Genomic DNA, 25,927 nt, shown 5'->3' on the forward strand with positions numbered 1-25,927 from the left:
CGCTCACCGCCCCTCAGTCTTCCAGCTAACGTGATAGGTTATATCAACACCTCTGCCCATGAATATTATCCAAACCGGGAAGTCGAAGCCTGCCTGCTCGGGCGGTTTAAGCTCCGGGACTCCAACCGACACCCCGCTTATCAGGCTGTTTGAAAGCTGGAACATCCCGGGCATTGATGGAAGAGGCTGTGGCTGGGTCTTCTGGGGTGGATTGAGGCCCTTGTACTTCCAGATGAACTCCTCCATATAGTCTCTGTAGGTCATCGTGTAGTTCGGGGTGAAGTCGGTCATGTTTGCCCCGTCGAAGATGACAGGTATCGCAGCTGCAAAGAAGGTGTTAAATATCCCGGCATCGTTTGGAACGTTGGTCAGACGGAATGTGACGTCCCCCTCATATCTGAGGATTTTGATGTGCCCATCGATAATCGGGAACATGCTCCTCATGTAGATAACCTTCGGGGTGTTTATAAGCTGGGGATACATCACACCGCAGCTCAAAACGCCGATATCATCAAGGTCTTGGACGACTCCGCTGACGCTGCTTCCGTTGTACTTCACGGAGGTTATCTTGGCGGAGTCGCCGCACACCGTCTGGTAATCGACGGTCGGAATTATGTACGAGTAGTGGGACGTTATTCTAAAGTTGACAACAACGGTTTCATACGGCATTATCCAGAAACCGGTGTAGTAGTTCAGGGTTGTTCTCTGGACGTTCGAGATGTTGTGAACAACGGTATCGCCCAAAAGGAATGCCTGAACGCTCTCACTGTTATCCAGTCTGTAAACGGTGAAGTCATAGCGAGGGTTGACAACGATGAACTTGGGGAAGGGGGCGGTGTTGACCACAGTCACGTTTAGGTTTATCAGAACCTCCCCCATAACCCCGATGTTGTTGTAGGTGTCACCGGGGAGGGTGTAAGTAGCTGCACTGACTAGAGATGCGGCTAACAAAAGAATAAAGAGAGATGCTGTGAGGCGCTTCATTATGATCACCTCATGTCGCGACCTTAGCGATGTACAGGTACTGCTGGTTGGAGAGTATGTCCGGCACGAATATTGAGGGCACCTTCACTATTATCAGGAACTGGGTGTTCGGGTCGAGCACGAGCATGCCAGATTCCTTCTCAAGGTCGACTATCTCCCAGCCGTATGCCCTGAGCTGCTCCCTGACGTCCTCGCTGGCCTGTATCTTGCCGGCCGCGATGGCCTTAAGGATCTCGGTGAGGTCAACGGTGTAGCTGTAGCTGGCGGATGCGCTCTGGCTGGCAGTCTGGGAGTTGGTGTATATGTCGCTGATGGCCTGTCCGTTGGTTATGGAAGTGTCGCCCGGCGTGTACTGGGTGTTGTGCTGCTCGGAGTACTGAGTGGATGAGGTGGTGCTCGATGAGCTCGTCTGGCTCTGAGCCTCGTTGACGGATATGGTTCCGGCCTGGGTCGGCAGGAGAACAAGCTCAACATAGCCCTCGTTGACTATCTCTTTGAAGGGCGCATTGGTCGCGTTCTTGGCGAATATCATGATCTTGTCTCCCGGAGCAAGGAAAGCGCCGTTTATCTTGTCCCTTGAGAGGACGAGGGCGATGTCAACGAACTCGACCTTGTAAACCTTGTACTGGATGAGCTCCCTATAGTCGAGTATACCTCCGAGGACGGATTTGGCCTCGGCCTTGGTGACTATCTTCTTGACGTTGTCCCTCTCAAGGATGACGTTCTGGGTCGGGATTGTGTCAATGACGTAGTAGTAGTACTCCCTCCAGAGCTCTAGGAGATACGGGTCGGCGTTTACTGCGTTGACCTGCTGCTCACTGGTGGCGCTCATGACCTGTTCTTCGAGGCTGTTCATGGAGTCAATGACCTTCTTCTTAAGGTTGTCGGGCAGCGGCATGGCGAGAAGCTGGCTGAACTGGGCCTCGATCTGGCTTATCTTCTCCTTCTTGGTCTGGTTGAGCTGACGCTCCATCTCAAGGCGCTTCTGTTCCTCGAGATATGCCTGGTACTGGTTCCACGCCTCCTGATAGGCAGCTTTAACGTCTATTGATTGAACCTCATCAACAGTCTGGGCAGCGTTTATCTTTCTGATTAGATCATCGCGGGCGTTCTTTCCAAACGTCGTGTTCATGAGCTCACTTCCGGGCTTAAAATAATAGTTGACCTCTGCGAGCTTTTTGCTTTTGGCCTGGCTGAGTTCCTGGGCGGCGCGGTTTTCCATGTAAATGTAGGCTCCTATAGAAATTATCAAAATCACGATTATGACGATTGATGCACCAATGAGAATACGTTTTCTCCTTTCTCTCTCCCTGATACTGCCCACGGGACGGGGCTTTTTAGGAGGTTTCTTGACAGGGGGCTTGGCCGTTTTAGGGGCCTCAGGCTCTACGCTGGCTTTACCCAGCTCTCTAAGGCGGCGGATTTTCGCCTCGATATCCTCGGACACGTTGAGCACCACCATCAATCGTTATCATAACCAGCTTCTTATGTCGAATAGTTTTTTGAACTTCAATCTTTATTTAGGTTTCGGTGAGATGTATGGAGCGGTTAGAGATTAGAGTAATAAAAATCCGGGGGAAATGTCCCGTTTTTAGCCTCGGGGACAGAATAGTGGTCGAGGGTGCAGAGGTCAACCTGGACGAAACCGACGCCATATGCACCCATGCCTTTGCATCGCTGCTGCCCTACATAGTTGCTCTGCGAAAGGGTATTAAGCCCAGTGAACTAGGGCTTGGCAGGGGAGAGAAAGCCTACGTCCAGTGCCTTGACCCCGGACCGCCCTACACGGACGGCGGTACGGTAATCTTTGAGATAACGGTGGTTAGAGATGAAGCAGAGGAAGGCGTGGAGGATAGTGAGGGAGGTAGTTGACGAGGCCGACATCATCGTTGAGGTAGTCGACGCGAGGGACCCGATAGGGACGAGGAACAGAAAGCTTGAGAGGCTCGTCCAGGAGGAGGGCAAACCGCTCCTTATAGTGATGAACAAGGCGGATTTGGTGCCGAAGGAGTGGGCGGAGGAGTACAAGAGAAGGAGCGACCTTCCGGTCGTCTTCATAAGCGCCAGGGAGAGGAAAGGGACGGGAATCCTGAGGAAGGAAATAAGGAAGCTCGCAAAACCCCTGCTCGACGAGAGGGAGAAGGTTAAGGTCGCCCTCATAGGATACCCCAACGTTGGGAAGAGCACGATAATCAACACCCTGAAGGGCAAGAAGGCCGTCGGTACCGCCCCGATACCGGGCTACACGAAGGGAAAGCAGCTGATACGGCTCAGTAAGAAGATATGGCTTTTGGACTCTCCTGGCGTTGTTCCAATAGATGACTTCGACGAGCTCGTCATCAAAGGAGGCTTTCCCGCAGACAAGATAGACGAACCCGTAAAACCCGCTTTGAAGCTCATCTCGCGCATCCTCGAAACGAGAAAGGAGGCAATAACCGAGAAGTTCGGAATAGATGAGTTCGAGAGCGAGGAGGAAATCCTCAGAAAAATCGGCGAGAGAAGGGGTCTGATAAAGGCCGGGGGTGAGGTCGATATCGAGGAGACGGCGAGGTGGTTCCTGAGGGAGTGGCAGACGGGTCGCTTTACCCTCTTCGGAAAGGATGAGAAGAGGGAGGAGGAATTTACGCGGGACTTCGAGGACGTCCTGGACGGGATTGAAAGAGAGCTCCTACTAGACCCAAGGAGGATCCTCTGGAAGTATGGAGACGAGTTAAGGAAAAAGCTCGACAACCAGAAACGCGTGGGGATACGGGAGATAGAGGGCTTCACAGTTGGGATAGCAACCGGCTTCAAGAAGTGCGACGGCGGGATAAAGCTCCTCGAAAGGCTCACCGGCAAACACGTTCTGGCGAGTGAGTGCTTCGGGAAGAAGTGGAAAGGGGTAGTCGTGATAATGGAGTGATGCGGTATGAGGCTTTTGCTGACGACTTCACAGGGGATTGAGGATTTAGCCAAGGCCGAGGTTGAGAGTCTGCTCTCCGAGCTGGAAGTTCCGTCTCGGGTGGAGGAAAAGCCGCTCGGCGTTGAGGGAAGGGTTCTGGCAGAGGTAGGCGAGGCCTTCTACACCGATGAAAAGGGACGGAAGAGAGAGCTGAGCGTCCCAACGTACCTCAACGAGCGCTCAAGGCTCCTCCACCGTGTAATAGTCGAGATGGCCAGCGAGAGGTTTGAGGGGATAGGTGAGGAAGAGCCCGAGAAGGCGCTGAGGAGAATAGAGGAGTTCGTCTCGGGGCTTCCTGTGGAGCGATACGTCAAAACCAGCGAGAGCTTCGCCGTGAGGAGCTTCCGAAAGGGCGAGCACAGGATAACGAGCCTCGACATTGCGAAAACAGTTGGAAAGGCAATCTTCGACCGCCTCTCCCGCTTCGGGACGCCGAGGGTCAATCTCGACCACCCTGCAGTTATTTTCAGGGCCGAGCTGGTAGGCGAGGTCTTCTTCCTCGGGATAGATACGACAGGAGACAGTTCCCTCCACAAGAGGCCGTGGAGAGTTTACGACCACCCGGCGCACCTCAAGGCCAGCATAGCGAACGCGCTGATAGAGCTGGCCAAGCCGGACGGGGGCTCCTTCATAGACCCATTCTGCGGGAGCGGGACTATTCCAATAGAGCTGGCCCTGAGGGGCTACGATGGACGGATAATCGGCCTTGAGAAGTACCGCAAGCACCTGCGCGGGGCGGAGATGAACGCCCTGGCGGCTGGAGTTCGCGACAAAATAGAGTTCATCCTCGGCGATGCCACCAAGCTGAGCGGGTACGTTGAAAGCGCGGACTTTGCGGTGAGCAACCTCCCCTACGGCCTGAAAATAGGGAGGAAGAGCATGATACCAAAGCTTTACGCGGAGTTCTTTTCGGAGCTGGCGAAGATCCTTGAGAAGCGCGGCGTCTTCATAACGACCGAGAAGAGGGCGATAGAGAGAGCCATAACCGAGAACGGCTTCGAGATCAAGCATCACAGGCTCATCGGGCACGGCGGACTGATGGTGCACACATACGTTATAGAATGAGGGACTAAGGGCGCAACTCTACAAAGTCGCTTAAATCCCACGCGAGGAGGCCGTTTTTCCCGAGCTCTTCTTTACCCTCGACTTTTTTCCCCACTATCCCATGGCTCTTCTCCCAGCCTTCCAGCCCAACGAGTTCCGCCTTTCTTTCCAGGTCCTTCAAAACTCTCCTCGCTTCCCTCTCGCTCAGGTCTTTCCACTTGACCTCCACGAAGAGGGCTTTCTTATCCCGCTCGTTCAAAGCCACTAAGTCAATCTCCTGGTTCTTACGCCACCAGCGCCCGATTTTCGTGAATCGGAACGGTAACTTTCCAGCCCTATTCAGCTCCACCAAGAACTGCCTCGCGACATCTTCGAATATCCTGCCGAGGTAGATATTGTATTCTTCGAGGAACTCCCCCCAGAAGTCGAGGCTCTCAAGCTCCACATCGTCCCTGTACCGCTCCACGAAGCGGAAGTAAAAGCGGATGTAGTTGTCAGCTATCCTATAGCGGGTGTTCTTGGTTTTCAACGGAGCCGTTACTGGCCTTTCCCTCCTCAAAAAGCCGAGCCTCTCAAGGACTTCGACGTACTTGAAGAGGTTCGAGCGGGGTATCCCCGTGAAGGTGCTTATCTCGTTAAAGCGCGTCCTTCCCTCGGCTATCGCCTTCAGGATGAGCTTGTAGACCCTCGGTTCCCTCAGCTCGCTCGAAAGGAGGAAATCCCCCTCTGCGTAGAGAAAGCCATGTTTGCTGAACGCGAGCTTCTTCACGTCCTCAAAGCGGTTGAATAGGAGTAGATAGGCCGGAATTCCACCCGTTATACCGTATATCCTCACTGCCTCCTCTGCATCGACTCCGAGGAGCTTCCATGAGTTAAAGAAATCGAGGGGTTCAAGCCTTATCTGGCCGTCCCTCCTGCCGTAGAGGGGACTCCTCTGGCTCAGGACGTGCTCCTCCATCATGCCAACGCTTGAACCAACGAGGATCAGGTGAAGCCTGGAAGCCCTCACGACCTCGTCGACTATGTACTGGAACTCACTGAGAACCCTCTTGTCAGACTGAATGAGGTAGGGGAACTCGTCTATCACAACCAAAATCTTCCCCCTCTCGCCCAGGTACCTAAAAACGTCCACAAAGCTTGAGAACGACTCAGAAGTCAGATAATGGCTCGGATACTTCTCAAGAACCGCCCCCGCGAAGTCCCTCAGATTGTCAAGATAGGTGCTGTTTCTGACAAGGTGATATACGGCTGGCTTGCCCTTGATGAACTCCTTTACCAGGCGGGTCTTCCCTACCCTCCTCCGCCCATATATCGGGAGGAAGGAGTTCTCCCTCTTCCAGAGCTCCTCCATGAAGGAGAGCTCGCTCTCCCTGTCAACGAAAGTTATTGGCATAGTATTATACCCGACATATAACTATTTAAGACTTTTGCCACAGAACCACAAACTCATGAACTGAAAAACCTTGAAAGAAAGAAAAAACAGGGCTCAGACCCTCAGGGCCTTAACTGCACTGAGGGTCTCCTTAAGGTCTTCATATCCGTAGCGGAGGTACCTCCTTCCCTCCTTCTCGTAGCCGTCGGCGAAGGCGCTCCAGGCCCTGTTGAGAGCCCTCTCGCCCCTGCTGAAGATGCTCATTATCTTTCCGTAGGTCATAAGGCCCTCAATGCGGAGCGGCTGGGCCTTCTCGGCGAACTCGTCGAGTTCTTCAAGTATCTTGGTGAGCTCTGCGTGGGCCTTCTCTGCCGGGGCGTCGAGGATCTTCTCGAGCCTGACCAGGACCTCCCCAAGGAGCCTCTCAAGTTCCCTGACCCCACCGGTGCCGCTCTCGGCCGCCCTGTGGAGCTCCTCCCTAGTGCCCTGCCTCCTGAGGAATATTCCGACGCCCATAACCGCGAGGGAAGCAGCTAAGCCGCCCCACATTGGCGGTATCCTGGCGGCCGTTATGGCGCCCCCGATGAGTCCGGCTGTGAGGAGTACGTTTCCGATGAGCTTCTTCATTCCCATCACCTCACGGGTGGATGACTCCTGCAACGGTGAGCACCGCGAAGAGGAGCGTCATCGCGGCCTCACCGACCATCAGCCCAGCTGCCACCGGAAGGACCTTTTCGGTTATGAACTCGTTGCCCTTCTTCCTCTTCGCCACCTCGTGGACGATACAGCCGAGTCCGTAGGGCAGGATGTAGAGCATCGGCAGGTACATCGACAGGCCGACGAGGACGCCGAGTCCAGGTATCCCGCTCATTGAGAGGGCGAAGCCGAGGATTCCGCCGGCGATGAACTTGTCGATCGGAACGTTGCCGCCGAGAATGGCCTCGACCATAGACCTGAGGGCCATCGCCTGCGGTGCCGGGACGGCCTCGTTTCCTATTCCGTAGGCCTTCCAGATGAGTCCGACGACGGTGAGGGCTATTATCGGCCCTATCCAGGCGGTGAGCAGCTCGACCTTCTGCTGCCTGGAGGGAATGCCGCCGACGAGGTGGCCGGTCTTGAGATCCTGCATCATGTCTGCCGCACCCGAGATGGCGACGCCGACGGTGGCTCCGAGGAGTATGGTCAGCGGCACCTGCTTGCCAGTGAGGTAGAGGAGTATCATGACCGACACGAGGGAGAGACCGGAGACAGGGCTCCAGTCGGTCATTCCGGTGGACATTGCCACGAGCAGCGAGGCGACGAATATCCAGGCGACGCCGACGAGGGCTGTGAGCAGGCTCCTGCCGATGCCGAGGTTGCCGAGCCTGTAGGTGGTGATCAGCAGGAGGAGGAAGGCCAAAGCTATTCCCGCGTAGAGGTACTTGATCGGGAGCTCCTCGTTCCTGCCCGTTCCAAGCTTGCTCGCGCTGGCTATGCTCCTGAGGGCGACGATGATGACCGGCATCGAGAGGATGAGGCCGGCTATCGAGCCGCCGAGGAGCATACCGATGCCGAGGGGCCTGGTCATGTTGGCGTAGACGAAGCCGCTGATCGCGCCGCCGGTGACGTCGCCCGGGAGCCAGCCGAGGCTCTTAACTATTGGGGTTATGATGTAGTAGGAGAGTATTCCACCGGCAAGGACTATGAGACCGTTCCTTCCGGTGATGAGACCCATGCCGAAGACCATGAGCGAGAGGGCCATGGCGAGGCTCACCCACTCGGGAAGGTGAAGGATGGCGCCGATGTCAATGTACTCGGGGATTATCTCCGGGAGGCCGAGCACCGGGAACTGCTGGACGAGGTAGACGGCCGCGCTGATCCCCATGCCGAGGAAGAGCAGTCTGGCCTTCTCGATTCCGCTTCCAGGGGTCTTGAGGACGGTGGCAACTGCCGTACCGGTCGGGAAGCGAAGCCTGTCGATCTCGATCATCTGCTTCCTCAGCGGGATGATGAAGGTGATTCCCAGTATCGCCCCGGCCGCGGTGGCGAGGAAGAAGTATGTCGTGTTTATCTCCTGGTGCAGGCCCATGATGTAGAGCGCCGGGATGGTGAAGATGACTCCCGAGACCGAGATGTTGACGGCAGAGGCTATGGTCTGGACGATGTTGTTCTCGACGACGGTTCCCTTTTTGAGGATTCCCCTGAGGACTCCCCAGCCGACGATGGCAGCTATCGCCGAACCGCCGGAGGTGAAGCCCATTATCATTCCCGCGTAGGTGAAGCTGGCGGCCATGAAGGCGCCCCAGATGACACCCAGTATTATAGCAGCGGGCGTCACTTCGCGGTAGGTCTCGTCCGAATCCTTACGCTTCCAGCTCGCGTCTCCAAGCTTCCAGTTGGCGTCCGCCATCTCCCAACCTCCTGTACGGTTATGGGCATTCATGTCCACATGCCTACAGGACGTGTAATCCCTAGATATCGCTCTTTTCCAAAATATAAAGTTTTTCAGACCTGCAAAGGTCAAGAAAGCGAAGATAAAACCAGGAACGGGTCAAAAAAGACCTTTATGCCGTTTTTAGTATCGGCATGAATAAAAGTTCATCAGTAAGATGAACAGATGAACACTAACGCACATTACGACATTGAAGGCTCGAAGGGTGTTTAACGTGCCGTTTAATCTGCCGAACGATGGTTAGTTGAAACTTGAAAATGCTGAAGCGATTTAGGAAAAGTTCTGGGAAAAACGAAGGCTCAGACCTTAATGGTCACGTCAATGACCGCGGTCTCTTTGCCGGGTTCCTCACCACGACCTTCCACCTGCCCTCCGGAAGTTCAACGACCGCATTCACTTCCCTGACGGTTCCAAAGTCCCTCAGCACGGTCCCGTCGGAGGAGACAACCTTCACCTCAATGGGAACGCTGGAGCTTATCTCAACCGTCAGATTCGCCGGACCCCTGAAGGGCCACTCTCTGCTCTCCCCGGCTGGAACGCTCTTTCCCCTGGCGTAAACGAAGTTGTTGTCGAGACAGCCCGCGATCAGGATTGAGAGGACAATGACGACAACCACCAGCCAACGGACGGGCTTCATGACACCACCTAAGACAGTTAAAGATTAAAAACTTAAAAAAGTTTTTCAGCAGAGTATCGAACCTTCGGCCAGAACATCGAACTCGACCCTTCCAATTCCCTCTATCCACGCCTCAACCCTGTCCCCGTGCCTCAGCGGACCTACTCCAGCGGGAGTTCCGGTCGCTATTATGTCCCCGGGTTCGAGGGTCATTACCGAGCTTATGTACTCTATCAGCTCCGGGACCTTGAAGACCATCTCGCTCGTCCGTCCGAGCTGTCTGAGCTGGCCGTTCACCTTGAGACCTATCTCTAGATCCTCGATGTTAAGCTCTTGCTTATCAACCACCCTCGGACCAACCGGGGCAAAGGTGTCGAAGCCCTTAGCCATGCTCCAGGGGAGGCCCCTCTCCCTTGCCTCGGCCTGAAGGTCGCGAGCGGTTATGTCGAGCATTATGGTGTAGCCCATGACGTAGTCCATTGCCTTCTCGGCAGGAACGCGCTTTGCCCTCTTTCCCATAATGACAGCCAGCTCGACCTCGTGGTCAACGCGCTTGCTCATCCTGGGGAGGATTATCGGCTCACCAGGGCCTATTAGGGCGCTCGGCGGCTTGAGGAAGAAGACCGGCCTTTCTGGAACGTCGCTATCCATCTCCTTTGCGTGCTCCGCGTAGTTTTTGGCCAGCGCTACTATCTTGCTCGGCCTGAGTTCGTAAAAGCCGTCCATATACGGAAGCCTGACCATGCCACCACCAGCCAAACTAAACCGAACCCCTTAATAAAAGGAGTGCCGCAGGAAGAACCCAAGTTCATAATCAGGGGAATCCTGGATATAAGGCTGAGGCCGGATGTTAAAGCTTGAAGAGAAGTTTGGGGTAGAGTTAGGAGGGAGAGAAGCAGAGAGAATCGGGGAAAGGGAGTTCAAGAGGGAGTGGAAGTTTTAATTACTTTTTTCAGGTTTCCTACCGAGCAGTCTTCCAATAAGTCTGCCCCCAAGAGGTTCATAGTCTTTTCTTTCCAACTTCTTCCTTGAGCTTCTGAGCAGTGAGAGGGAAGCTTTGTAACAACCCCAGAATTCATTACTATCTCCTCCATCTTTAGATTCCTTCAATCGGTCGATGCATTTCTCAATTCTGTACTCCAAAAGTGGCTCAAGATCCTCTCTGCCAAACCACCCCAAACCAAACTTTGATGCCAGTTCATCAACCCTCTTCATGTTTCCTTCGCGGAGCAGCCCGCTAATAAGCTTGGGGAGAAACGACGTAGAGATGTCGTAATCCATCACCAGTTTTGAAGCGAGTGAATAACCGTGCCTAATCGCTACTGCCTCAACGAAGGAATCGAGTAACCTTTTTTGAATTCTCCTGAAATCGGTCGAAAGTGAGCGTTCATGCTCCGTACCGAGTTGCTCTGCCAAAGTTGTCAGTATGGAACCCCCTGTAATGAGTTCAAGAACTTCCTCAGGCGGTTTCACAAAGACGAGGGTCTTCATGAATACCTCAGCTAGCCGCTGAACCTCGGATTTTTTAGGTGGAGTTTTTCTCAGGACCATCCGGAGAGCCTCAAGCGGGTCTATGCCCACATCGTCCAATAGTTTAAGAAAGCCAATATCACCCAAACGATAAAGTGGAGTCCCCCCTGCGATAGCTTCCTCGAGGAGAGCTTTAGCGAGGGATTTATCGTAACCCTTCAAGAGGTCGGCGGTGAGAATCTTGGTGAAATCGTCTTCTATAAAGACTCCAGACTCAATCATGGCCCTTAAGAGCAGGGCAACGGTTTCTCTGGAGAGTCCATACGGTTCACCAATCCTCAAGCGAAGGATGGGAGTGTTTTCAGCGTATATGACCATTTCTTCGGCATTTATCTCCTTACAGCAGATGCCACCTATAAAAACCGACAGCTCTTGGAAATTTATGCTTTCATTCTCACGGGCTTTCATACATTCTTCGATCCACTTCTTCTCTTCCACCGGAAGGAAGAGTTCTGTGGAGCTTAGGAAGCCACACTCTTTCCGGATGGTCACTGCATAGGCCCTTGAGAGAAGTCGCTTAAATTCTTCCCAGCCATTCTCAAAATCTTCCTTGAGTTTGGACAGGGACAGTAACAGATAGTACTGAAGGGAAGGCGCCTCATCCGGGAACATCAGATCAGATATTCTATCCCCAAAACCCAAGCCCATCAGCATCATTGCAAAGGACTCCCTAATCAATTTCCAGTCCGGAGTCGAGGTTTCCCTGAGCTTCTTGAGTTCAACCTTTGCGACTTCGATGGCACGGGAAAGAAGGGCCTCATCGCCTCTCTTCGAGGTCGCCCTTACCATTGATGTTGTAACATCTATCCGGTCTTCTGGAAGGAGATAATTCCGATTTAAAACATCCTCATAGAAAGGCCCGACATCCATGAAATCCGAGGCAGTTTCGATTATGAAGAGTTCGAGGGACAGCGAAGGCGAGCTATTTAAGAGTCCCTCAACGAATTCTTTGAATTTCTCACCATCTACCGCCACATATGCCTTCTTTAGAAACTCAGAGACCATTTCTCTGATTTCGTTGGTATTTTGAGAATTCTCGTACCGGAGGGCTCTTCTAAGGATTCCAAGGGCCCTCTCCCATTGGTTTGAATGGGCTTCGCCCATCACGAGGGCCCGGAGAGTTCTTAGGGGTGGACTTGGAAACAAAAGGGACATCAAATTCTCAACTTCCTCAAACAAACTGTCCTGTATTTCCCTGCGACGGGGATTACCCTGTCCTACCAGAGGGATTCCACTGATTATTGACGCAATAGCATTTGAAACCTCTGCTTCATAAACGTAAACCGAATAGTCCTTAACCCACCCTTCAGCAAGCTCCAAGTAGTACTCACTTTTTCTCCAGCTGGTCTCCAAGCTCTCACTCGCAATCTCAAGAAGCCCCAAAAGAACACCACCCCTAACGTATTCAATCGGTATTCCAAGGTAGTCGGAAACCGAGCGACAGTAGTTCTCCAACTCGCTGAGCTTATCAGAGATAAGGGGCTCGGTAATGCCCTCAAGCTTAGGATTTCCGTTGAGCTCAAGGGCCACCTTCGCGAGGTACAGAAGGAATTTCATGGTATCTGCGTTGCTCACTGGCTTGTTGTGTTTCTTCTTTAAGGTCTCCTTAATCTCTCCAAACGCATCAAAAACATCATCTGGAAGCTTTAGTGTTTTCCAGTGGGTTTCTCTTGGGTTTTTGTTTCTTCTCCCATCCATTGTACTCACCAATTCAACGTTAGCGTCTTTCAAGTTAAAGATATTGTAGATCAAATATTGAATTATTGCATCAGAGAATCTACAATAACTACCATTATCAAAAGTTATACTGGCAGCTCTCGGGGGTGATGATATGGGAAAGAAGGGCTCCAAACCCATGACGCCCGAAGCGGCCGCAAGGATACAGAGGGCCGTCGACAGCGGGAGGGCCATTAAAGCCGACGCCGGTTTTAATGCCAGAGCGATTAGGGCAGCCGCGAGGAACTCGAAGAAGTGATTCACCCCTTTTCTTTTTTCAATTTCAGCGGAGGTGATAGCATGTTCGAAAACGCCTCAAAACCCAAGCTCGCCGTCAACTGGCACATGCTGGAGAGGTGCAATTACAGGTGCAAGTTCTGCTTCGCGAAGTTCATGGGAGTGCCGGAGCTGTGCAGGGACCTTGAGAAATCAAAGCTCATACTCAGCAGGCTTCACAGGGGTGGAATCGAAAGGATAAACTTCACCGGCGGCGAGCCGCTTCTCTGTGAGAACCTTGGTGAGCTGGTAAAATACGCCAAGAGACTGGGAATGGCGACCTCAATAGTCACCAACGGCTACCACCTCACGGAAGACTCTGGAAGAAAATTCTTGAGAAAATACGGGGAATACCTCGACTGGATAGGCATGAGCCTCGACAGCGGGAAGGAAGAAATTGAAGTTGCACTCGGCAGGGGCTATGGTGATCACGTCAAAAGGGTTCGCAGGGCGGTTGAACTGATAAGGAAACTCCATCCCCATATAGGGGTTAAAATAAACACGGTCGTCACTAAACTGAACTGGCGGGAGGACATGCACGACATCATTAGGGAGCTCTCGCCCGACAGGTGGAAGGTCTTTCAGCTGAAGATAGTACCCGGAATAAACGAGGAGAGCAGGGAGCTGGCAGTTACAGAGAAGGAATTCCAGGCGTTCGTTGAACGCCACAGTGATCTGAAACCAGTAGCAGAGGACAACGAGCTGATGACCGGCTCATATCTGATGATGGATCCCTACGGAAGGTTCTACGATGAGGAGACTCAGGCCAAAAATCATCGGCCTTCCCTGCTGGAAGTTGAACTGAATGAGGCATTTGAAGGGCTGAGATTTGACGTATCAAAGTTCGTTCTCCGCGGAGGGATTTATAACTGGAGGCGGGTTAGAAATGAGGTTTAAACGTGGAGTTACCCACGTGATTTTCTTCGATATCGAGTACTACGTTCCGGAAGAACACAAGAAGGGGCCGGGACTAAAGGCCAGCCCGTATCTCAAGGGGAGCTTCGTCATCGGAGGGGTCTTCCAGAGGTATTTTCCCCTAGAAAACAAATTCGAAAAAAAGGAGGAGTTCTGGATATGGGAGATGAACGGAAAGGACATACAGGAAAAAGAAAGGGAGCTTCTCAGGAAGATCTACTACTATTTCCGGGAAAGCTGGACAAGGTGGGAACTTCTGGGGAAGGATCCTCGATTAACTGAGCCTATTATAGTTGGATTCGGAATAACTCGCTTTGACATTCCAGTACTCTTCGTCAGGAGCCTAATGCATGAGATCGCCGAGCCGGAGAAACTGTACGAAACGTATTTCAAGCTAAGACCCCTTGACCTCAGCATTGCTTCGGCGCCACTGATCCCGGAGAGAGAATATCCAGAAGTATTGGCTCCAGTTTCTCAGAACTGGGCGGTAAAGCACCTTATTGGAAACGTGGAAAAGAAGCCAGGAGGGACTGTTGTCTGGGAACTGTACGATCAGGGAGAATACGAGAAAATCGCAAAAAGAACGAAGGAAGAGGTTGAGATTGCGAAGAGAGTGTACAGCAAACTCATTAAACTAAGGAACAACAGGGAAAATAAAAGCAGTAGTAACAGGTAATCGTTGGATTTTTTCTTTTACTTGAGCGGCTCCGGAATAGCCTTATCCCACTGCTCCCTCGCCAGTTCGCCGGTGTACTTGAACTTCTCGACCTTTTTCTCGGCCTCCTTGCGCTTCTTCTGGTGCTCCTTGAGGAACTCCTGAACCCTCTCAATCAGCTCGCGCTTGCACTGGCCGCAGAGGAGCTCGCCACTTTTGCACGCGTGATAGCGCTCCATGAGCTTCTTGTCGTCCGGCTCGAAGAATATCTCCAGCCACTTGAACACCACACACTTCTCGGGTTCGCCGCCCTTCTCGCGCTGCTCCCTGGCGGTTGCCCTCCCGCCGGTCAGGGCGTACTTCCATATCTTCCTGCCCGCCTCCTCAGGGTCGTCGGTGAGATAGATGGCCGTCTCCGGCTTGCTCGCGCTCATCTTGCCCTCAAGGCCCATAAGCCCGGGCACGAACTTGCTGTGGATCGCGGCGGTTTTGTAGTAGCCCAGGCTCTCCGCAAAGTCCCTCTGGAGCCTCCAGTAGGGGTCCTGGTCTATTGCCGCTGGAATTAAACAGCGCTTCTTCTCGAAGAAGGTCGGGGCGGCCTGTATCGCTGGGTAAAAAATCATTCCAATCTTGCTCTGGTCGGTGAAGCCGAACACAGCTTTTGCCATCGAGTAGTTTATCTTCTTGGCTATGGGGATGGCCATCTCGTATATCTTTGTGAACTCGCTGTTCTGGAAGATGAACGTCTTATCTGGGTCGAAGCCGACCGCTATGATGTCTAGGATGTTGTCGTAGGCCCATCTCTTCGTGTCGTCGAAGGTGAGCTTCTCCTTGAAGAGGAACTTCTCGTCGTCGGTTATCTGGACGTAGAGGTTGACGCCGAAGTTCTCCTGCAGCCACTTGGTGGCGTAGAAGGGGATAATGTGCCCTATGTGCATCGGGCCGCTCGGGCCCCTGCCGGTGTAGAGGAAGAAGCCTCTGCCAGACTCGTAGTCAGCCAGAACCTTGTCGTAGTCCCTGTGGGAGAAGAAGAACCTCCTCCTGAAGAATATGGGCAGTTCACTCTTCGTTAGTCGAGCGGTCTTCTCTATAAGCTCGTCCGTGAGCGGGCTGGTCCCGAACTGCTCTATCAGCTTCGCGTAGTCCACAACACCTTCAACGTCCCATGGGGTGACCTTAAAGTCGTCCATTCAAAGCACCTCCATCTCCAGTGGAAACGAAACTCCAGGCTAAGGCGGGGGAGAATAGCAGGGCTTCACCAAGGCCAAAAACGATCACCGCGCATGGGAGGAGAAAGGGAGAAAGAGGATTTAAAGTTTTTGGATAACCCGAGGAAAATCAGCGGGAGCGCTTCCAGAGGGCCCACCCGATACCGGCTCCGAGGGCAGTTCCGATGGCGAGGGAAACGCCCAGCCTCGGAAGCCAGTAACCGGACTCATCCTTTCGTGTGGGTGGCTCGTAGAGAGTTCCCCAAACGACCAGAGCCCTGAGGTCCTCCAGCCTTTCTATGTAAACCCCCTCAATGACCGCCCATTTCCTGTCGAAATCGTAGGATGTTCTCGGATTGCTTTCATTGGAGCACGCGAACTGGCGAACGAACAGGCCGGGCCCGCGGTAGTGGAAGCGGGGATCGTGGGAGTAGAACTCAACGCCGGCGTAGCCATAGTCAGTGTCATTACACGACCTGAAGGTCAGGCCGAGGCGGTCGTCTTCCCCATCGCTCCCGAGCAGCTTAACCGAGACCAACCCCCTCGCGCTCATCCGGAGGTCAAAACCCGAGAAAGCGACGGGCTCCAGTTTCAGTGCGTAACCGTCCGGGGTCTCAAGGATAACGAAGTTCGTTGGCGGTTCCGAGTGATAGAGGTATGCCCTGATGCCGTGCACGTGAACGGTTACGTTCTCCGCAACCGTGAACTCCAGCGAGATGTTGAACTCCCGGGATTTCATGAAGCGGACGTAGGAGGGGTCCTCACCCAGAATGTCGGCAAATTCGTTCCATATACCCCTGAAATCGCAGGATGCCAGATAGCCGGACGCAGTGCGGTACACGACGGCATTGGAGAGGTAATCCTCTCCGTTCATGTGTACGGCACAGTCAACACCGTAGACCCTGCCCCCGGCCGAGAAGTTCACAGAGAGACCCACCAGCTGGCTCGCGTTTTCAGATGGAACGCTGAGCTCAAAAAGGCGGTTGTAATCGTCCTCAACCACCGGTGTCCTACCGGGGAGTTCTATGACGGACAGGTTCCCCATGAGAATCTTGGTGGTGTAATGGAACCCGATCCCGGAATAGTAGACGCCCGCCTCCACGAGCGGGGCGGAGAGGAGCAATATTAGGACGAGCACGTACTCCTTCATCGAATCGCCCAATACCAACTCTGTAAAGGGTGTTAATTAATCTTTTGCATGGTGAGTTGAGTACTTCCCACAGGGACAGGGGGTAGGGAGCAACAATAAGGTAAGAAGGGTAGAGAAAGGGACATCAGAGCTTCCCGTTCTCCCTAAGCCACTCACCGTACTTGACGAGCGCATAAACTGCATCGACGCCGTCCTCAACGGTCTCGTAGACGGGAACACCGGCTTCCTTCTCTATTCTCCTGGCCATCCTGTGGGGGTACTCTCCACCGGGGGCCACGAAGACTATCGGCTTGCCGTACTCCCTCATTCTGGACATCGCCTCGACGATTCCCTCGTCCAGGGCCGGGCTCTGGAAGAGGGCTATGACGACGAGAACGTCAACGTTTGGATCTTCGAGTGTGTAGCGCATGGCCAGCTCATAGCGGCTCGACGGGGCGTCGCCGATTATGTCAACGGGGTTCTTGTAGCTCATGTGCTCCGGGAGCTTTCCTTCCTCGACGGCCTTCCTGAACTTCTCGTTGGTCTCCTCACTCAGCTCCGCGAGCTTCATGCCGCGCTCAAGCAGGCCGTCGCTCATCATGACGCCAGCGCCGCCGCCGTTGGTGACTATCGCCACGCGGTTGTCCTTTGCCGGCTTCTGCATCGCCAGGGCCTTGGCGTAGTTGAAGAGCTGGCGCATGCTCTTGGCGGAGAGGACACCGGTCTGCTCAAAGGCGGCCTCGTATATCTTGAACGAACCGGCGAGTGAACCGGTGTGGCTCGCGGCGGCCTTTGCCCCGGCCTCGGTTCTTCCGGCTTTGAGGATTATGATGGGCTTCTCAAGGGTGACCTGCCTGGCGATGTTGAAGAACTTCCTCCCGTCCTTGACGCCCTCGATGTAGCCGGTTATGACGCCGGTCCTCTCGTCCTGGCCTAGGTAGGCTATGAAGTCGCTCTCGTCGAGGTCGGCCATGTTGCCGAGGCTGATGAACTTGCTCATGCCTATCTCGTGGTTGGCCGCCCAGTCGAGGATTGCAGCTCCGAAGGCACCGCTCTGGCTCATGAAGGCTATCTTTCCAGCGGGCGGCCTTGCCTGCCTCTCCGGCGGGTTGAAGTTGCAGTCGAAGCCGTTCTCAAGGTTGGTGACGCCGAGACAGTTGGGGCCGACGAGCCTGATGCCCCACTTCCTGGCCCTCCTAACGAGCTCCTCCTCAAGTTCGGCCCTCCCTGCCTCCTTGAAGCCCGCGGAGATAACAACGGCACCCTTAACTCCCTTCTCGCCGCACTCGTCGATAACATCAGGGACGAACCTGGCCGGAACCGCTATGACCGCGACATCGACCTCGTCCGGTATATCCCTGATGCTCCTGTAAACCGGGAACTTCTTTCCGTTGACCTCGACCTCACCACCCTTGACGTTGACGGCGTAGACCTTTCCATCGAATTTGAGCGTTATCGAGCGCATTATTGAGTTTCCTATCTTTCCGGGGACGTTTGACGCCCCGATGACAGCGACGCTCCTTGGATAAAACAGGAAATCGAGCTTTGGAGCCTCCATCTTGTCCACCTCCGAAGGTTTTTCGGGAGACCATATTTAAGCCTTCCTCCACAGATGGGTACATCCGGGAAGGCTGGATATTTTGTCCAGCAGTGTTCTAAGGGGGCATGGAGTTTACATATATAAACTTACCGGGAAGCAAAAGGGTTATATGCCATAACGTTCAAAGAACCATTAGAACGTTTAAATTGGGTGGTGGAAATGGCGAAAGTGAAGGTCATAACAGACCCAGAGGTCATAAAACTGATGCTCGAGGACACGAGGAGAAAGATCCTCGGACTGCTCCGCAACAAGGAGATGACCATCTCCCAGCTCAGCGAGATACTGGGGAAGACGCCTCAGACAATATACCACCACATCGAGAAGCTCAAGGAAGCCGGCTTAGTCGAGGTCAAGAGGACGGAGATGAAGGGCAACCTCGTGGAGAAGTACTACGGGAGAACGGCCGATGCGTTCTACATCAACCTCTACCTGGGCGATGAGGAGCTGAGATACTTCGCCCGGTCAAGGCTGAAGACAAAGCTTGAAGTCTTCAAGGCACTTGGTTACGAGTTCGATGACGAGGAACTTCTGAACACAATGGACGAGCTCCTTAAGAAGGAGCACGAGTTCAAGACTGAAATCTCTCAGGAAATAGAGGAAAACGAGGACAAGCTCAAAGACTTTTCAAACGAGGACATAATTCACGCCATTGAGTGGCTCGCTATGGCGAGGATGGGGCGCGATGATGAGGCCCTTGCGCTCCTGAGAAGGCTGGGGGAAATACTTAAAAAATGATGCAGAAAGGAGAAGCGATGGGATATGGCGAAGGGGATACGGCTTCTAGTGCTGGACGTGCTTAAACCGCACCAGCCCATGGTGACGGAGCTGGCGCTCGGGCTCAGTGAGCTTGAGGGCGTTGACGGCGTCAACATAACTCTGGTTGAGATAGACAAGGAGACCGAGAACGTCAAAATAACGATGGTCGGGGACAACCTCGACTACGACGAGATAGTCAGGACCATCGAGGAGTTCGGCGGGGTCGTCCACAGCATAGACATGGTCGCGGCCGGAAAGAAGATCGTCGAGGAGGGTGAAACTCCCCAGGACAAGCTGGAGGAGTATTGAGTTGAGGGAAGTTCTCATCATCACCGAACCAGAGAAGGTCAAGGTCCTCTCCGAAGAGACACGCTTTAAAATTCTCCAACTGCTCAGAGATAGACCCATGACCATCAATGAGCTCAGCGACGCCATAGGGAAGGACAGGACGACCATATACCGGCATGTGAAGATGCTCGAAGCCGCAGGTCTCGTGGAGGAGCTGGAAATCCACGGGAACGAGAGAGTCTACGGGAGAGCGGCCAGGATATTTCTCATAAAAGCGGATCCCGATGAACGCATCGAAGAGTTCAGGCAGGCCTACCTCCAGGTGGAGGCAGAAAAGCTGGTGCAGGTTCTGGAGAAGGCAGGGTTCAGGATAGAGGACAGGGAGACGCTCAAGAAACTGGCAAAAGAGGTCCTAAACGAGATAGAGATCAACTCCCAGCCAATAATCAAGAGGATATCTCAGGCCGACGTTGACCTCACGGAGATAGAGCTCTTCCATCTCCTCAACATGCTGGTCTTCCTCCAGAGCTGCGAGCTCTGTGAAAAGGCCAAGAAAGTGAAAAAACTGGTTGGATTCTAACTTTTTTACCCCTTTACTATGAAACATGACGTTTCGTTTTTGGCCTCGATTATGATGAACAATTACGCCCTTCAATGTACATTAACGATAAAGCTTAAATATTTCACCATCGGTGATATATTATGACCACCCGGTGGTGATTGCCATGGCCAGGAAAGTGCTGGTTGCACTTCTCGTACTTCTGGTGGTTCTCAGCGTCTCGGCAGTTCCTGCAAAGGCAGAAACCCTTGAGAACGGCGGCGTCATAATGCAGGCCTTCTACTGGGACGTCCCGATGGGGGGAATCTGGTGGGACACAATAGCCCAGAAGATACCCGACTGGGCGAGCGCCGGAATCTCAGCGATATGGATCCCCCCCGCGAGCAAGGGGATGAGCGGCGGCTATTCGATGGGATACGACCCCTACGACTACTTCGACCTCGGTGAGTACTACCAGAAGGGGACAGTAGAAACGAGGTTCGGCTCAAAGGCCGAGCTCGTCAACATGATAAACACCGCCCACGCCTACGGCATGAAGGTGATAGCGGACATAGTCATCAATCACCGCGCTGGCGGTGACCTGGAGTGGAACCCCTTCGTGAACGACTACACCTGGACGGACTTCTCAAAGGTTGCATCGGGCAAATACACGGCCAACTACCTCGACTTCCACCCGAACGAGCTCCACGCAGGCGATTCCGGAACCTTTGGGGGCTACCCGGACATATGCCACGACAAGAGCTGGGATCAGTACTGGCTCTGGGCCAGCCAGGAGAGCTACGCTGCCTACCTCAGGAGCATCGGCGTTGATGCATGGCGCTTCGACTACGTCAAGGGCTACGGAGCGTGGGTCGTGAAGGACTGGCTCAGCTGGTGGGGCGGCTGGGCCGTCGGCGAGTACTGGGACACGAACGTTGATGCCCTCCTCAACTGGGCCTACTCCAGCGGCGCCAAGGTCTTCGACTTCCCGCTCTACTACAAGATGGACGAGGCCTTCGATAACAACAACATCCCGGCCCTCGTGGATGCCCTGAAATACGGTCAGACCGTCGTTTCCCGCGATCCCTTCAAGGCGGTGACCTTCGTCGCCAACCACGACACCGACATAATCTGGAACAAGTATCCGGCCTACGCCTTCATCCTCACCTACGAGGGGCAGCCGACCATCTTCTACCGCGACTACGAGGAGTGGCTCAACAAGGATAAACTCAAGAACCTCATCTGGATACACGACCACCTCGCCGGAGGAAGCACCGACATAGTCTACTACGACAGCGACGAGCTGATATTCGTGAGAAACGGCTACGGAAGCAAGCCGGGGCTTATAACCTACATAAACCTCGGCTCAAGCAGGGTCGGAAGGTGGGTCTACGTTCCCAAGTTCGCCGGCTCGTGCATCCACGAGTACACCGGAAACCTCGGCGGCTGGGTTGACAAGTGGGTGGACTCAAGCGGCTGGGTCTACCTCGAGGCTCCGGCCCACGACCCTGCCAACGGTGAGTACGGCTACTCCGTGTGGAGCTACTGTGGGGTGGGCTGAAGTCTTTCTCCTCTCCCATTGTTTTCTATTCTTCAATCAAAGTTTTAAACACCCATGCGCTCAAAAATTCAGAATTACGACAACGGCACTTGGTTGGCCCCCGTTCTCGCGAATCCTGGCCATAGGAACTCAAAAATTCCACTGAGAAGCCAGGCCGTGAAGAACATCACCATCTCCTTGGAAACGCCGTGGACATTCCCTTCAAGGATCAAGTATTCCACTCCAACGAGGAGCATTAAAGCAGTATACAGAATGACGTTCTGGAGTAAAAATGCCCTATCCAGTTTCCCGTTCCGAAACTCCCAGGCGCGAGGGAGGACAACACCCACGACCCATAGAACGACCAGAACGAGCATTGTTTCAGGGGAGAGCCCCCTGACCGCAAGGATAGCGACTGCAAGGATAACGACCGGAACAGATATGATTGCCCGAACCGCGTTTTCGGAGGCCATTTTCATCACCTACAGTTTCGAGACATCAAAATATTGAAAAACCTAAAGGGGGCTAGCCTCTCTTCACATAGATCCATGACTGTCCGTGACTGTCCACAAACTTGTGGGCAGCATCTGAGATTTTAGCTGCAGCGGCTGACGCAGATAATGAAACTCCTGGAGCAACTATTGAAACGTATCTTGTGTTCGGTAGTATATAGTATTTGCGACCTGCTTTGTTGTATAGATACATCTCAAAGTTGGACGCAAGTGTGATCCCCGGCACTACCACATTAGGATAATAGTAGTTACTTTTGGTAACTATCCAGAAGTACTGATAATCAGTAGATTCCCAATAGTCACTCAGTTTAAACCCTTGAAACATTATGCCACCCGCTGCAGACCATATGGCCATAGCTATTGGCATTGAAAGAGGCAATGCTGGAAGTCCGAGTATCCAAGCTACTATGCTGGCTTTCGCATAATTGGTACTAAATTCCAGATATGCCTGCCTAGCATACTTTCCAGAATAATAGACATTTATTGTGTCCTGCTCTCCGTACTTGATAGTCCACCGGACAAGCTTAATCTTGAAGTATTTGATAGTAACCTTGATCTTTACATAATTTTGTTCTGGAGAATATAGACCTAAAGGTGTAATCATGAGCTCTTTTACTACCACATTGTCACGAAGTACATTCAAATCGTAAAGCTTCTGCTGTGCAAGAGTCAGTGTATTAAGGTAACTTATCTCAGAAGGATTCTCCTGTAAAAACTTCTGGAACAATTCACCAATCGTGTCTTCTGCCAAGGGAGGAAGGCTGTTTTTATTATCTTCATACCATTCAATAAAGTCTCGGTTTATACGGTCCTGATATTGAATCAGAATAGAATATGCTCCTCGAACTTGTGAAGTTATGTCCTTTTGATGAACATCAGTTGCGCTTGCACTCCCAGCAGTCACTCCAAGCAGGAGCAGTCCCAGCAGGACGGCCATCAACGGCTTCCACTTCACAGAACCACCACCAAGGGTTTTCACTTGAATATAGCCATTCGGCCTTTAAAAATTTTTCTTCCCAGTTGTAACTTACAAACTAATGAAAAAAAAAGATTTTAACTGCCTACCTTTGAATCCGATTGACGAAAAGGAGCAGGAGTAAAAGAGCGTTCATCATAGCTCTTCGGACATTACTAGCAAAAAACTAAGAAAACCAATAAATATAACCAGACAAAAATTCATCAGCAAACCTACTCCAAATTCTTCAAAACTCTAAAGCCCACTTAACCGCGCAGGGAACCTTCTCCGCGACCGCTAAAGCCGTGAAGTTCTCGCCGAGCTCTTCCTTCACCATGTCCCCAGCAAGGCCGTTGAGGAGCGCCCCGGCGGAAGCGGCCCTCAGCGGTTCGTTGCCGAGCGCGAGTAAAGCCCCGACGAGGCCGGCCAAAACGTCACCCGTTCCGCCGGTGGTCATGCCCCTGTTTCCGGTTTTATTGTACTTCCAGGCTTTTCCGTCGCTTATGATGTCGTAAGGGCCTTTGAGGAGTATCGTGCCCCCGATTTCGTCGGCCTTCCCCATTACAAGCCCCGCCTTCTCCTCAAGCGAACCTTCAGGCTTCTCCCCGAAGAGGAGCCTGAATTCGCCGGCATGGGGGGTTAAAACGAAAGTGCTGCCCTTTAGAACGCTCAAATCTTCGGCCACCGCCTTCAGCCCGTCGGCGTCTATCACCACGGGCCTCTCGCACCTCTCTACGAACTCCCGGACGAAGGCCTTTGTTTCCTCCTTGAGACCGATTCCGGGACCGATAACCACGGCGTCGGCTTTCTTGGCCAGTTCTAGAAGGGACTCAACGTGTTCAGGAGTGAAGTTCCTCCCCCCGACCGGCCTTAAGATCAGGTCGGGGTCGCTTATCCTCCTTGCAGGGTATTCGGGCATCGCAAGATAGATCAGATCAACCAAGTAGCTGGCGGCCTTGGAAGCGAGGTAGGGGGCACCGAAGTAGTCCTCGCTTCCCCCTATGACGAGAAGCTTTCCGTTCTGGCCCTTGTGCTCGCCCCTCTTCCTCAGGGCGAACTTCGCATCACCGGGGCCAACGAGGTGGTAGAGCTCCTTCGGATAGCCTATCTTGGCTATCACCCTCTCGAAGCCCTCATACTCCTCTTTGTCCCACTGGAAGGTCACCGCGAAGTCGGCCTTAACTCTAATTCCACTAGGATAGCCGCTCGGCAGGTCAACGCTGACTATCTTGGCCCTTCCGGCGTACTCATTTATCTTCTCTATCGCGGAGCGTATCGGCTCCCTCGGTTCGCCCTTCGTCCCGGCCCCAAGGAGGGCATCGACGATTACGTCAAAGCCCGAAAGGTCAAGCGGCCTTACCTGGGAGGAATCCTTGAGAACCTTGATTTTCACGAAGTCGAGCTTTTTTAGAATCTCCCAGTTGTGCCTTGCCTCCTCGCTCCTTATCTTTGCCTCGTCGCCGACGAGGAAGAGGGTAACGTCGTTGTCAAAGCTGAGATGCCTTGCAGCGACGAAGCCGTCACCTCCGTTGTTGCCGGTTCCAGAAAAAACCACTATCCTGAGGCCTTTCCCGAACCTCTCCTCAATCGTCCTGGCAACTCCCGCCCCCGCGTTCTCCATGAGCTGGTAGGGGGTTATGCCGAGCCATTTCGCGTTGATATCCCAGATGTAGACGTCTTCGATCCTCATGAGCACCACCGGGGAAATTTCAAACTCAAAGGTTAAGGGGTTTTCCATGAGCGATACGAGGTTAGAACGAGAAGCAGGCCGATGGGAGCAGTTATGTACCACATCACGGCGAAGAGGAGAATCCCACTTTTCCCACCATTAACTGCCGCGTAGGGGAACTCAAAAACGATGGCAGTCATAAAATACGCGAGTAGCAGGCCGAAGGGGAACCTCTCTCTTCTGAGGGCAACCACGAGGTAAGCCTCAACGATGCCCACAATGAGCGGATAGCTGAGGACAGCGAATCCGGGAAAACGCAGCATGAGAGGGGCGTTGTAGAAGAGCACCATGCCGAGAACCGGATCGAGGAGCGTGACGAAGCGAAGGCCCAGCCGGAAGAGTATAAGTAAAGGCAGCCAGAGAAAGGGTTTATCCTTTCTCATTTCTACCACCAGAGAAGTTTAAGCCATTCTCAAGCCACAGGAAAACAGTTCCCACGATGCCTATCGCAGGCAAGAGATTAATAGTCCCAAAACCAAGAGGGGTGTTGAAGAGAAAGAGGGCAAAGGACGACAGTGAGACGATGATACCCAGATTCTCGTTCAAGAAAAGCCCATAGACCCCATAAAAGGAGAGCACTATGGAGATCAAGTATGGAATCGTCCACCAGAGGGATGGGCTGGGGATAAGGGAAAGAATCACCATGATAACCACAGCTTGACAAAGGAGCAGCAGGGATACGAGGATCTTAAGGGCCGTTTTCAGGGACTTTCTAAGTTCCGGGATGCCAGCACCCCCTACTCTTCTTTCTCCCTCGACGAAACGTACCACAGGAGGGCGAAGAAGAGCACCGAGACGGAGAAGACCATGACCAACATGTCGGCACTGTAAATTGGCGGGGAGTTCCAGCCCCTAGACTCGCAGAGCCCCTGGGCACAGGCCACCTTCCTGATCGCGTAGTAGAGAACAAGGAGGCCGGACACGAAGAGCACGGCAAACCCAAGGACAATGCTTCTCACGAGTTCCTCAAGTTCCCTACAGGACATGGCATTCCCCAATGTATCTAACGTTAAAAGATTATATAATTTTCCATCGGCGGGCGTGTTAAGTCAAAAGGGAAACGACCCCCAGGCCTAACCCACAGCCCCCAGAGCGGCTCTGTAGGCATCCTCGGAGTACAGCACCAGATATACACTCAACTCCTCGGCTGACCGCTACGGGTTTCTCCACCTATTGCGAGAAGTCTAAAGGC

27 protein-coding genes are annotated in these 25,927 nt (G+C 53.2%); 10 read left to right on the plus strand and 17 right to left on the minus strand.

The annotated features are described in order from the left end of the window. Positions 1 to 3: 3 nt before the first annotated feature. Both ACZ5M3_RS05165 and ACZ5M3_RS05170 read right to left on the minus strand, forming a co-directional pair. Positions 4 to 984, minus strand: a complete 981-nt coding sequence (locus tag ACZ5M3_RS05165; RefSeq protein WP_464840577.1) for a hypothetical protein — start codon at positions 982 to 984, stop codon at positions 4 to 6. A gap of 10 nt (positions 985 to 994) precedes the next feature. Continuing rightward, the gene (locus ACZ5M3_RS05170) at positions 995 to 2,446 is read right to left on the minus strand and encodes a DUF515 domain-containing protein (RefSeq protein ID WP_464840578.1); all 1,452 of its coding nucleotides are present in this window, start codon (positions 2,444 to 2,446) and stop codon (positions 995 to 997) included. A gap of 77 nt (positions 2,447 to 2,523) precedes the next feature. Between ACZ5M3_RS05170 and ACZ5M3_RS05175 the strand changes: the two genes are divergently transcribed. From ACZ5M3_RS05175 to trm14, 3 genes are read left to right on the plus strand one after another with little or no spacing between them, the layout of a single operon-like run. Next, positions 2,524 to 2,856 carry a TIGR04076 family protein gene (locus ACZ5M3_RS05175; RefSeq protein WP_464840579.1) on the plus strand — a complete coding sequence of 111 codons (333 nt, stop codon included), beginning with the start codon at positions 2,524 to 2,526 and terminating at the stop codon, positions 2,854 to 2,856. Continuing rightward, the gene (locus tag ACZ5M3_RS05180) at positions 2,813 to 3,886 is read left to right on the plus strand and encodes a GTPase (protein WP_464840580.1); all 1,074 of its coding nucleotides are present in this window, start codon (positions 2,813 to 2,815) and stop codon (positions 3,884 to 3,886) included. Before ACZ5M3_RS05175 ends, ACZ5M3_RS05180 begins: the two co-directional genes overlap by 44 nt. Before the next feature lie 6 nt (positions 3,887 to 3,892). Further along, the gene (trm14, locus tag ACZ5M3_RS05185; RefSeq protein WP_464840581.1) at positions 3,893 to 4,990 is read left to right on the plus strand and encodes a tRNA (guanine(6)-N2)-methyltransferase; all 1,098 of its coding nucleotides are present in this window, start codon (positions 3,893 to 3,895) and stop codon (positions 4,988 to 4,990) included. Positions 4,991 to 4,994: 4 nt separating this feature from the next. On the opposite strand, the gene ACZ5M3_RS05190 is transcribed toward trm14, so the two are convergent. The 6 genes from ACZ5M3_RS05190 to ACZ5M3_RS05215 all read right to left on the minus strand — a co-directional run bounded on the left by ACZ5M3_RS05190 (position 4,995) and on the right by ACZ5M3_RS05215 (position 12,625). Next, a complete protein-coding gene (locus tag ACZ5M3_RS05190; protein WP_464840582.1) occupies positions 4,995 to 6,362 on the minus strand; it encodes an ATP-binding protein in 1,368 nt (455 codons plus the stop codon). Between the two features lie 93 nt (positions 6,363 to 6,455). Next, positions 6,456 to 6,974, minus strand: a complete 519-nt coding sequence (locus tag ACZ5M3_RS05195; RefSeq protein ID WP_464840583.1) for a cell division protein — start codon at positions 6,972 to 6,974, stop codon at positions 6,456 to 6,458. Between the two features lie 4 nt (positions 6,975 to 6,978). Further along, positions 6,979 to 8,730, minus strand: coding sequence for an OPT family oligopeptide transporter (locus ACZ5M3_RS05200; RefSeq protein ID WP_464840584.1), 1,752 nt, complete (start codon positions 8,728 to 8,730; stop codon positions 6,979 to 6,981). Positions 8,731 to 9,085: 355 nt separating this feature from the next. Continuing rightward, entirely contained in the window at positions 9,086 to 9,409 is a 324-nt protein-coding gene (locus ACZ5M3_RS05205; protein ID WP_464840585.1) for a hypothetical protein, read from the minus strand. Positions 9,410 to 9,454: 45 nt separating this feature from the next. Then, positions 9,455 to 10,132 (minus strand): fumarylacetoacetate hydrolase family protein, encoded by a 678-nt coding sequence (locus ACZ5M3_RS05210; RefSeq protein ID WP_464840586.1) that lies wholly within the window; start codon positions 10,130 to 10,132, stop codon positions 9,455 to 9,457. A 195-nt stretch (positions 10,133 to 10,327) separates the two neighbouring features. Further along, a complete protein-coding gene (locus ACZ5M3_RS05215; RefSeq protein ID WP_464840587.1) occupies positions 10,328 to 12,625 on the minus strand; it encodes a hypothetical protein in 2,298 nt (765 codons plus the stop codon). A 124-nt stretch (positions 12,626 to 12,749) separates the two neighbouring features. Here ACZ5M3_RS05215 and ACZ5M3_RS05220 point away from each other — a divergent pair, with 124 nt between their 5' ends. From ACZ5M3_RS05220 to ACZ5M3_RS05230, 3 genes are read left to right on the plus strand one after another with little or no spacing between them, the layout of a single operon-like run. Further along, positions 12,750 to 12,893 (plus strand): hypothetical protein, encoded by a 144-nt coding sequence (locus ACZ5M3_RS05220; protein ID WP_464840588.1) that lies wholly within the window; start codon positions 12,750 to 12,752, stop codon positions 12,891 to 12,893. Between the two features lie 41 nt (positions 12,894 to 12,934). Beyond that, positions 12,935 to 13,807 carry a viperin family antiviral radical SAM protein gene (locus ACZ5M3_RS05225; protein WP_464840589.1) on the plus strand — a complete coding sequence of 291 codons (873 nt, stop codon included), beginning with the start codon at positions 12,935 to 12,937 and terminating at the stop codon, positions 13,805 to 13,807. Further along, the gene (locus ACZ5M3_RS05230) at positions 13,797 to 14,501 is read left to right on the plus strand and encodes a 3'-5' exonuclease family protein (protein ID WP_464840590.1); all 705 of its coding nucleotides are present in this window, start codon (positions 13,797 to 13,799) and stop codon (positions 14,499 to 14,501) included. Before ACZ5M3_RS05225 ends, ACZ5M3_RS05230 begins: the two co-directional genes overlap by 11 nt. Before the next feature lie 17 nt (positions 14,502 to 14,518). Here the strand turns inward: ACZ5M3_RS05230 and ACZ5M3_RS05235 are convergent, their stop codons facing one another. The 3 genes from ACZ5M3_RS05235 to ACZ5M3_RS05245 all read right to left on the minus strand — a co-directional run bounded on the left by ACZ5M3_RS05235 (position 14,519) and on the right by ACZ5M3_RS05245 (position 18,375). Continuing rightward, positions 14,519 to 15,670, minus strand: coding sequence for a tryptophan--tRNA ligase (locus tag ACZ5M3_RS05235; protein WP_464840591.1), 1,152 nt, complete (start codon positions 15,668 to 15,670; stop codon positions 14,519 to 14,521). Between the two features lie 148 nt (positions 15,671 to 15,818). Continuing rightward, positions 15,819 to 16,838, minus strand: a complete 1,020-nt coding sequence (locus tag ACZ5M3_RS05240; protein WP_464840592.1) for a hypothetical protein — start codon at positions 16,836 to 16,838, stop codon at positions 15,819 to 15,821. A gap of 124 nt (positions 16,839 to 16,962) precedes the next feature. Continuing rightward, on the minus strand, positions 16,963 to 18,375 hold the full coding sequence (locus ACZ5M3_RS05245; protein ID WP_464840746.1) for an acetate--CoA ligase family protein: 1,413 nt from the start codon (positions 18,373 to 18,375) through the stop codon (positions 16,963 to 16,965). A gap of 201 nt (positions 18,376 to 18,576) precedes the next feature. Here ACZ5M3_RS05245 and ACZ5M3_RS05250 point away from each other — a divergent pair, with 201 nt between their 5' ends. The 4 genes from ACZ5M3_RS05250 to ACZ5M3_RS05265 all read left to right on the plus strand — a co-directional run bounded on the left by ACZ5M3_RS05250 (position 18,577) and on the right by ACZ5M3_RS05265 (position 21,560). Next, complete coding sequence (locus ACZ5M3_RS05250; RefSeq protein WP_464840593.1) at positions 18,577 to 19,152, plus strand: winged helix-turn-helix domain-containing protein; 576 nt, start codon at positions 18,577 to 18,579, stop codon at positions 19,150 to 19,152. 24 nt (positions 19,153 to 19,176) lie between these two features. Further along, positions 19,177 to 19,482, plus strand: coding sequence for a DUF211 domain-containing protein (locus tag ACZ5M3_RS05255; RefSeq protein ID WP_014788876.1), 306 nt, complete (start codon positions 19,177 to 19,179; stop codon positions 19,480 to 19,482). A gap of 1 nt (position 19,483) precedes the next feature. After that, a complete protein-coding gene (locus tag ACZ5M3_RS05260) occupies positions 19,484 to 20,041 on the plus strand; it encodes an ArsR/SmtB family transcription factor (RefSeq protein WP_464840594.1) in 558 nt (185 codons plus the stop codon). Between the two features lie 145 nt (positions 20,042 to 20,186). Next, positions 20,187 to 21,560: an alpha-amylase gene (locus ACZ5M3_RS05265; RefSeq protein ID WP_464840595.1), complete on the plus strand. Its 1,374-nt coding sequence runs from the start codon at positions 20,187 to 20,189 to the stop codon at positions 21,558 to 21,560. A gap of 74 nt (positions 21,561 to 21,634) precedes the next feature. Here the strand turns inward: ACZ5M3_RS05265 and ACZ5M3_RS05270 are convergent, their stop codons facing one another. The 6 genes from ACZ5M3_RS05270 to ACZ5M3_RS05295 form a co-directional block, all read right to left on the minus strand. After that, positions 21,635 to 22,018: a hypothetical protein gene (locus ACZ5M3_RS05270; RefSeq protein WP_464840596.1), complete on the minus strand. Its 384-nt coding sequence runs from the start codon at positions 22,016 to 22,018 to the stop codon at positions 21,635 to 21,637. 46 nt (positions 22,019 to 22,064) lie between these two features. Beyond that, positions 22,065 to 23,030 carry a hypothetical protein gene (locus tag ACZ5M3_RS05275; protein ID WP_464840597.1) on the minus strand — a complete coding sequence of 322 codons (966 nt, stop codon included), beginning with the start codon at positions 23,028 to 23,030 and terminating at the stop codon, positions 22,065 to 22,067. Between the two features lie 223 nt (positions 23,031 to 23,253). Next, positions 23,254 to 24,696: an NAD(P)H-hydrate dehydratase gene (locus ACZ5M3_RS05280; RefSeq protein ID WP_464840747.1), complete on the minus strand. Its 1,443-nt coding sequence runs from the start codon at positions 24,694 to 24,696 to the stop codon at positions 23,254 to 23,256. 32 nt (positions 24,697 to 24,728) lie between these two features. After that, on the minus strand, positions 24,729 to 25,118 hold the full coding sequence (locus ACZ5M3_RS05285; RefSeq protein WP_464840598.1) for a hypothetical protein: 390 nt from the start codon (positions 25,116 to 25,118) through the stop codon (positions 24,729 to 24,731). After that, complete coding sequence (locus ACZ5M3_RS05290; RefSeq protein ID WP_464840599.1) at positions 25,105 to 25,506, minus strand: hypothetical protein; 402 nt, start codon at positions 25,504 to 25,506, stop codon at positions 25,105 to 25,107. Before ACZ5M3_RS05290 ends, ACZ5M3_RS05285 begins: the two co-directional genes overlap by 14 nt. Further along, the gene (locus ACZ5M3_RS05295; RefSeq protein ID WP_464840600.1) at positions 25,473 to 25,721 is read right to left on the minus strand and encodes a hypothetical protein; all 249 of its coding nucleotides are present in this window, start codon (positions 25,719 to 25,721) and stop codon (positions 25,473 to 25,475) included. The genes ACZ5M3_RS05290 and ACZ5M3_RS05295 overlap by 34 nt, the downstream gene beginning before the upstream one ends. Positions 25,722 to 25,927: the final 206 nt, after the last annotated feature.

The organism is Thermococcus coalescens, assembly GCF_055392585.1.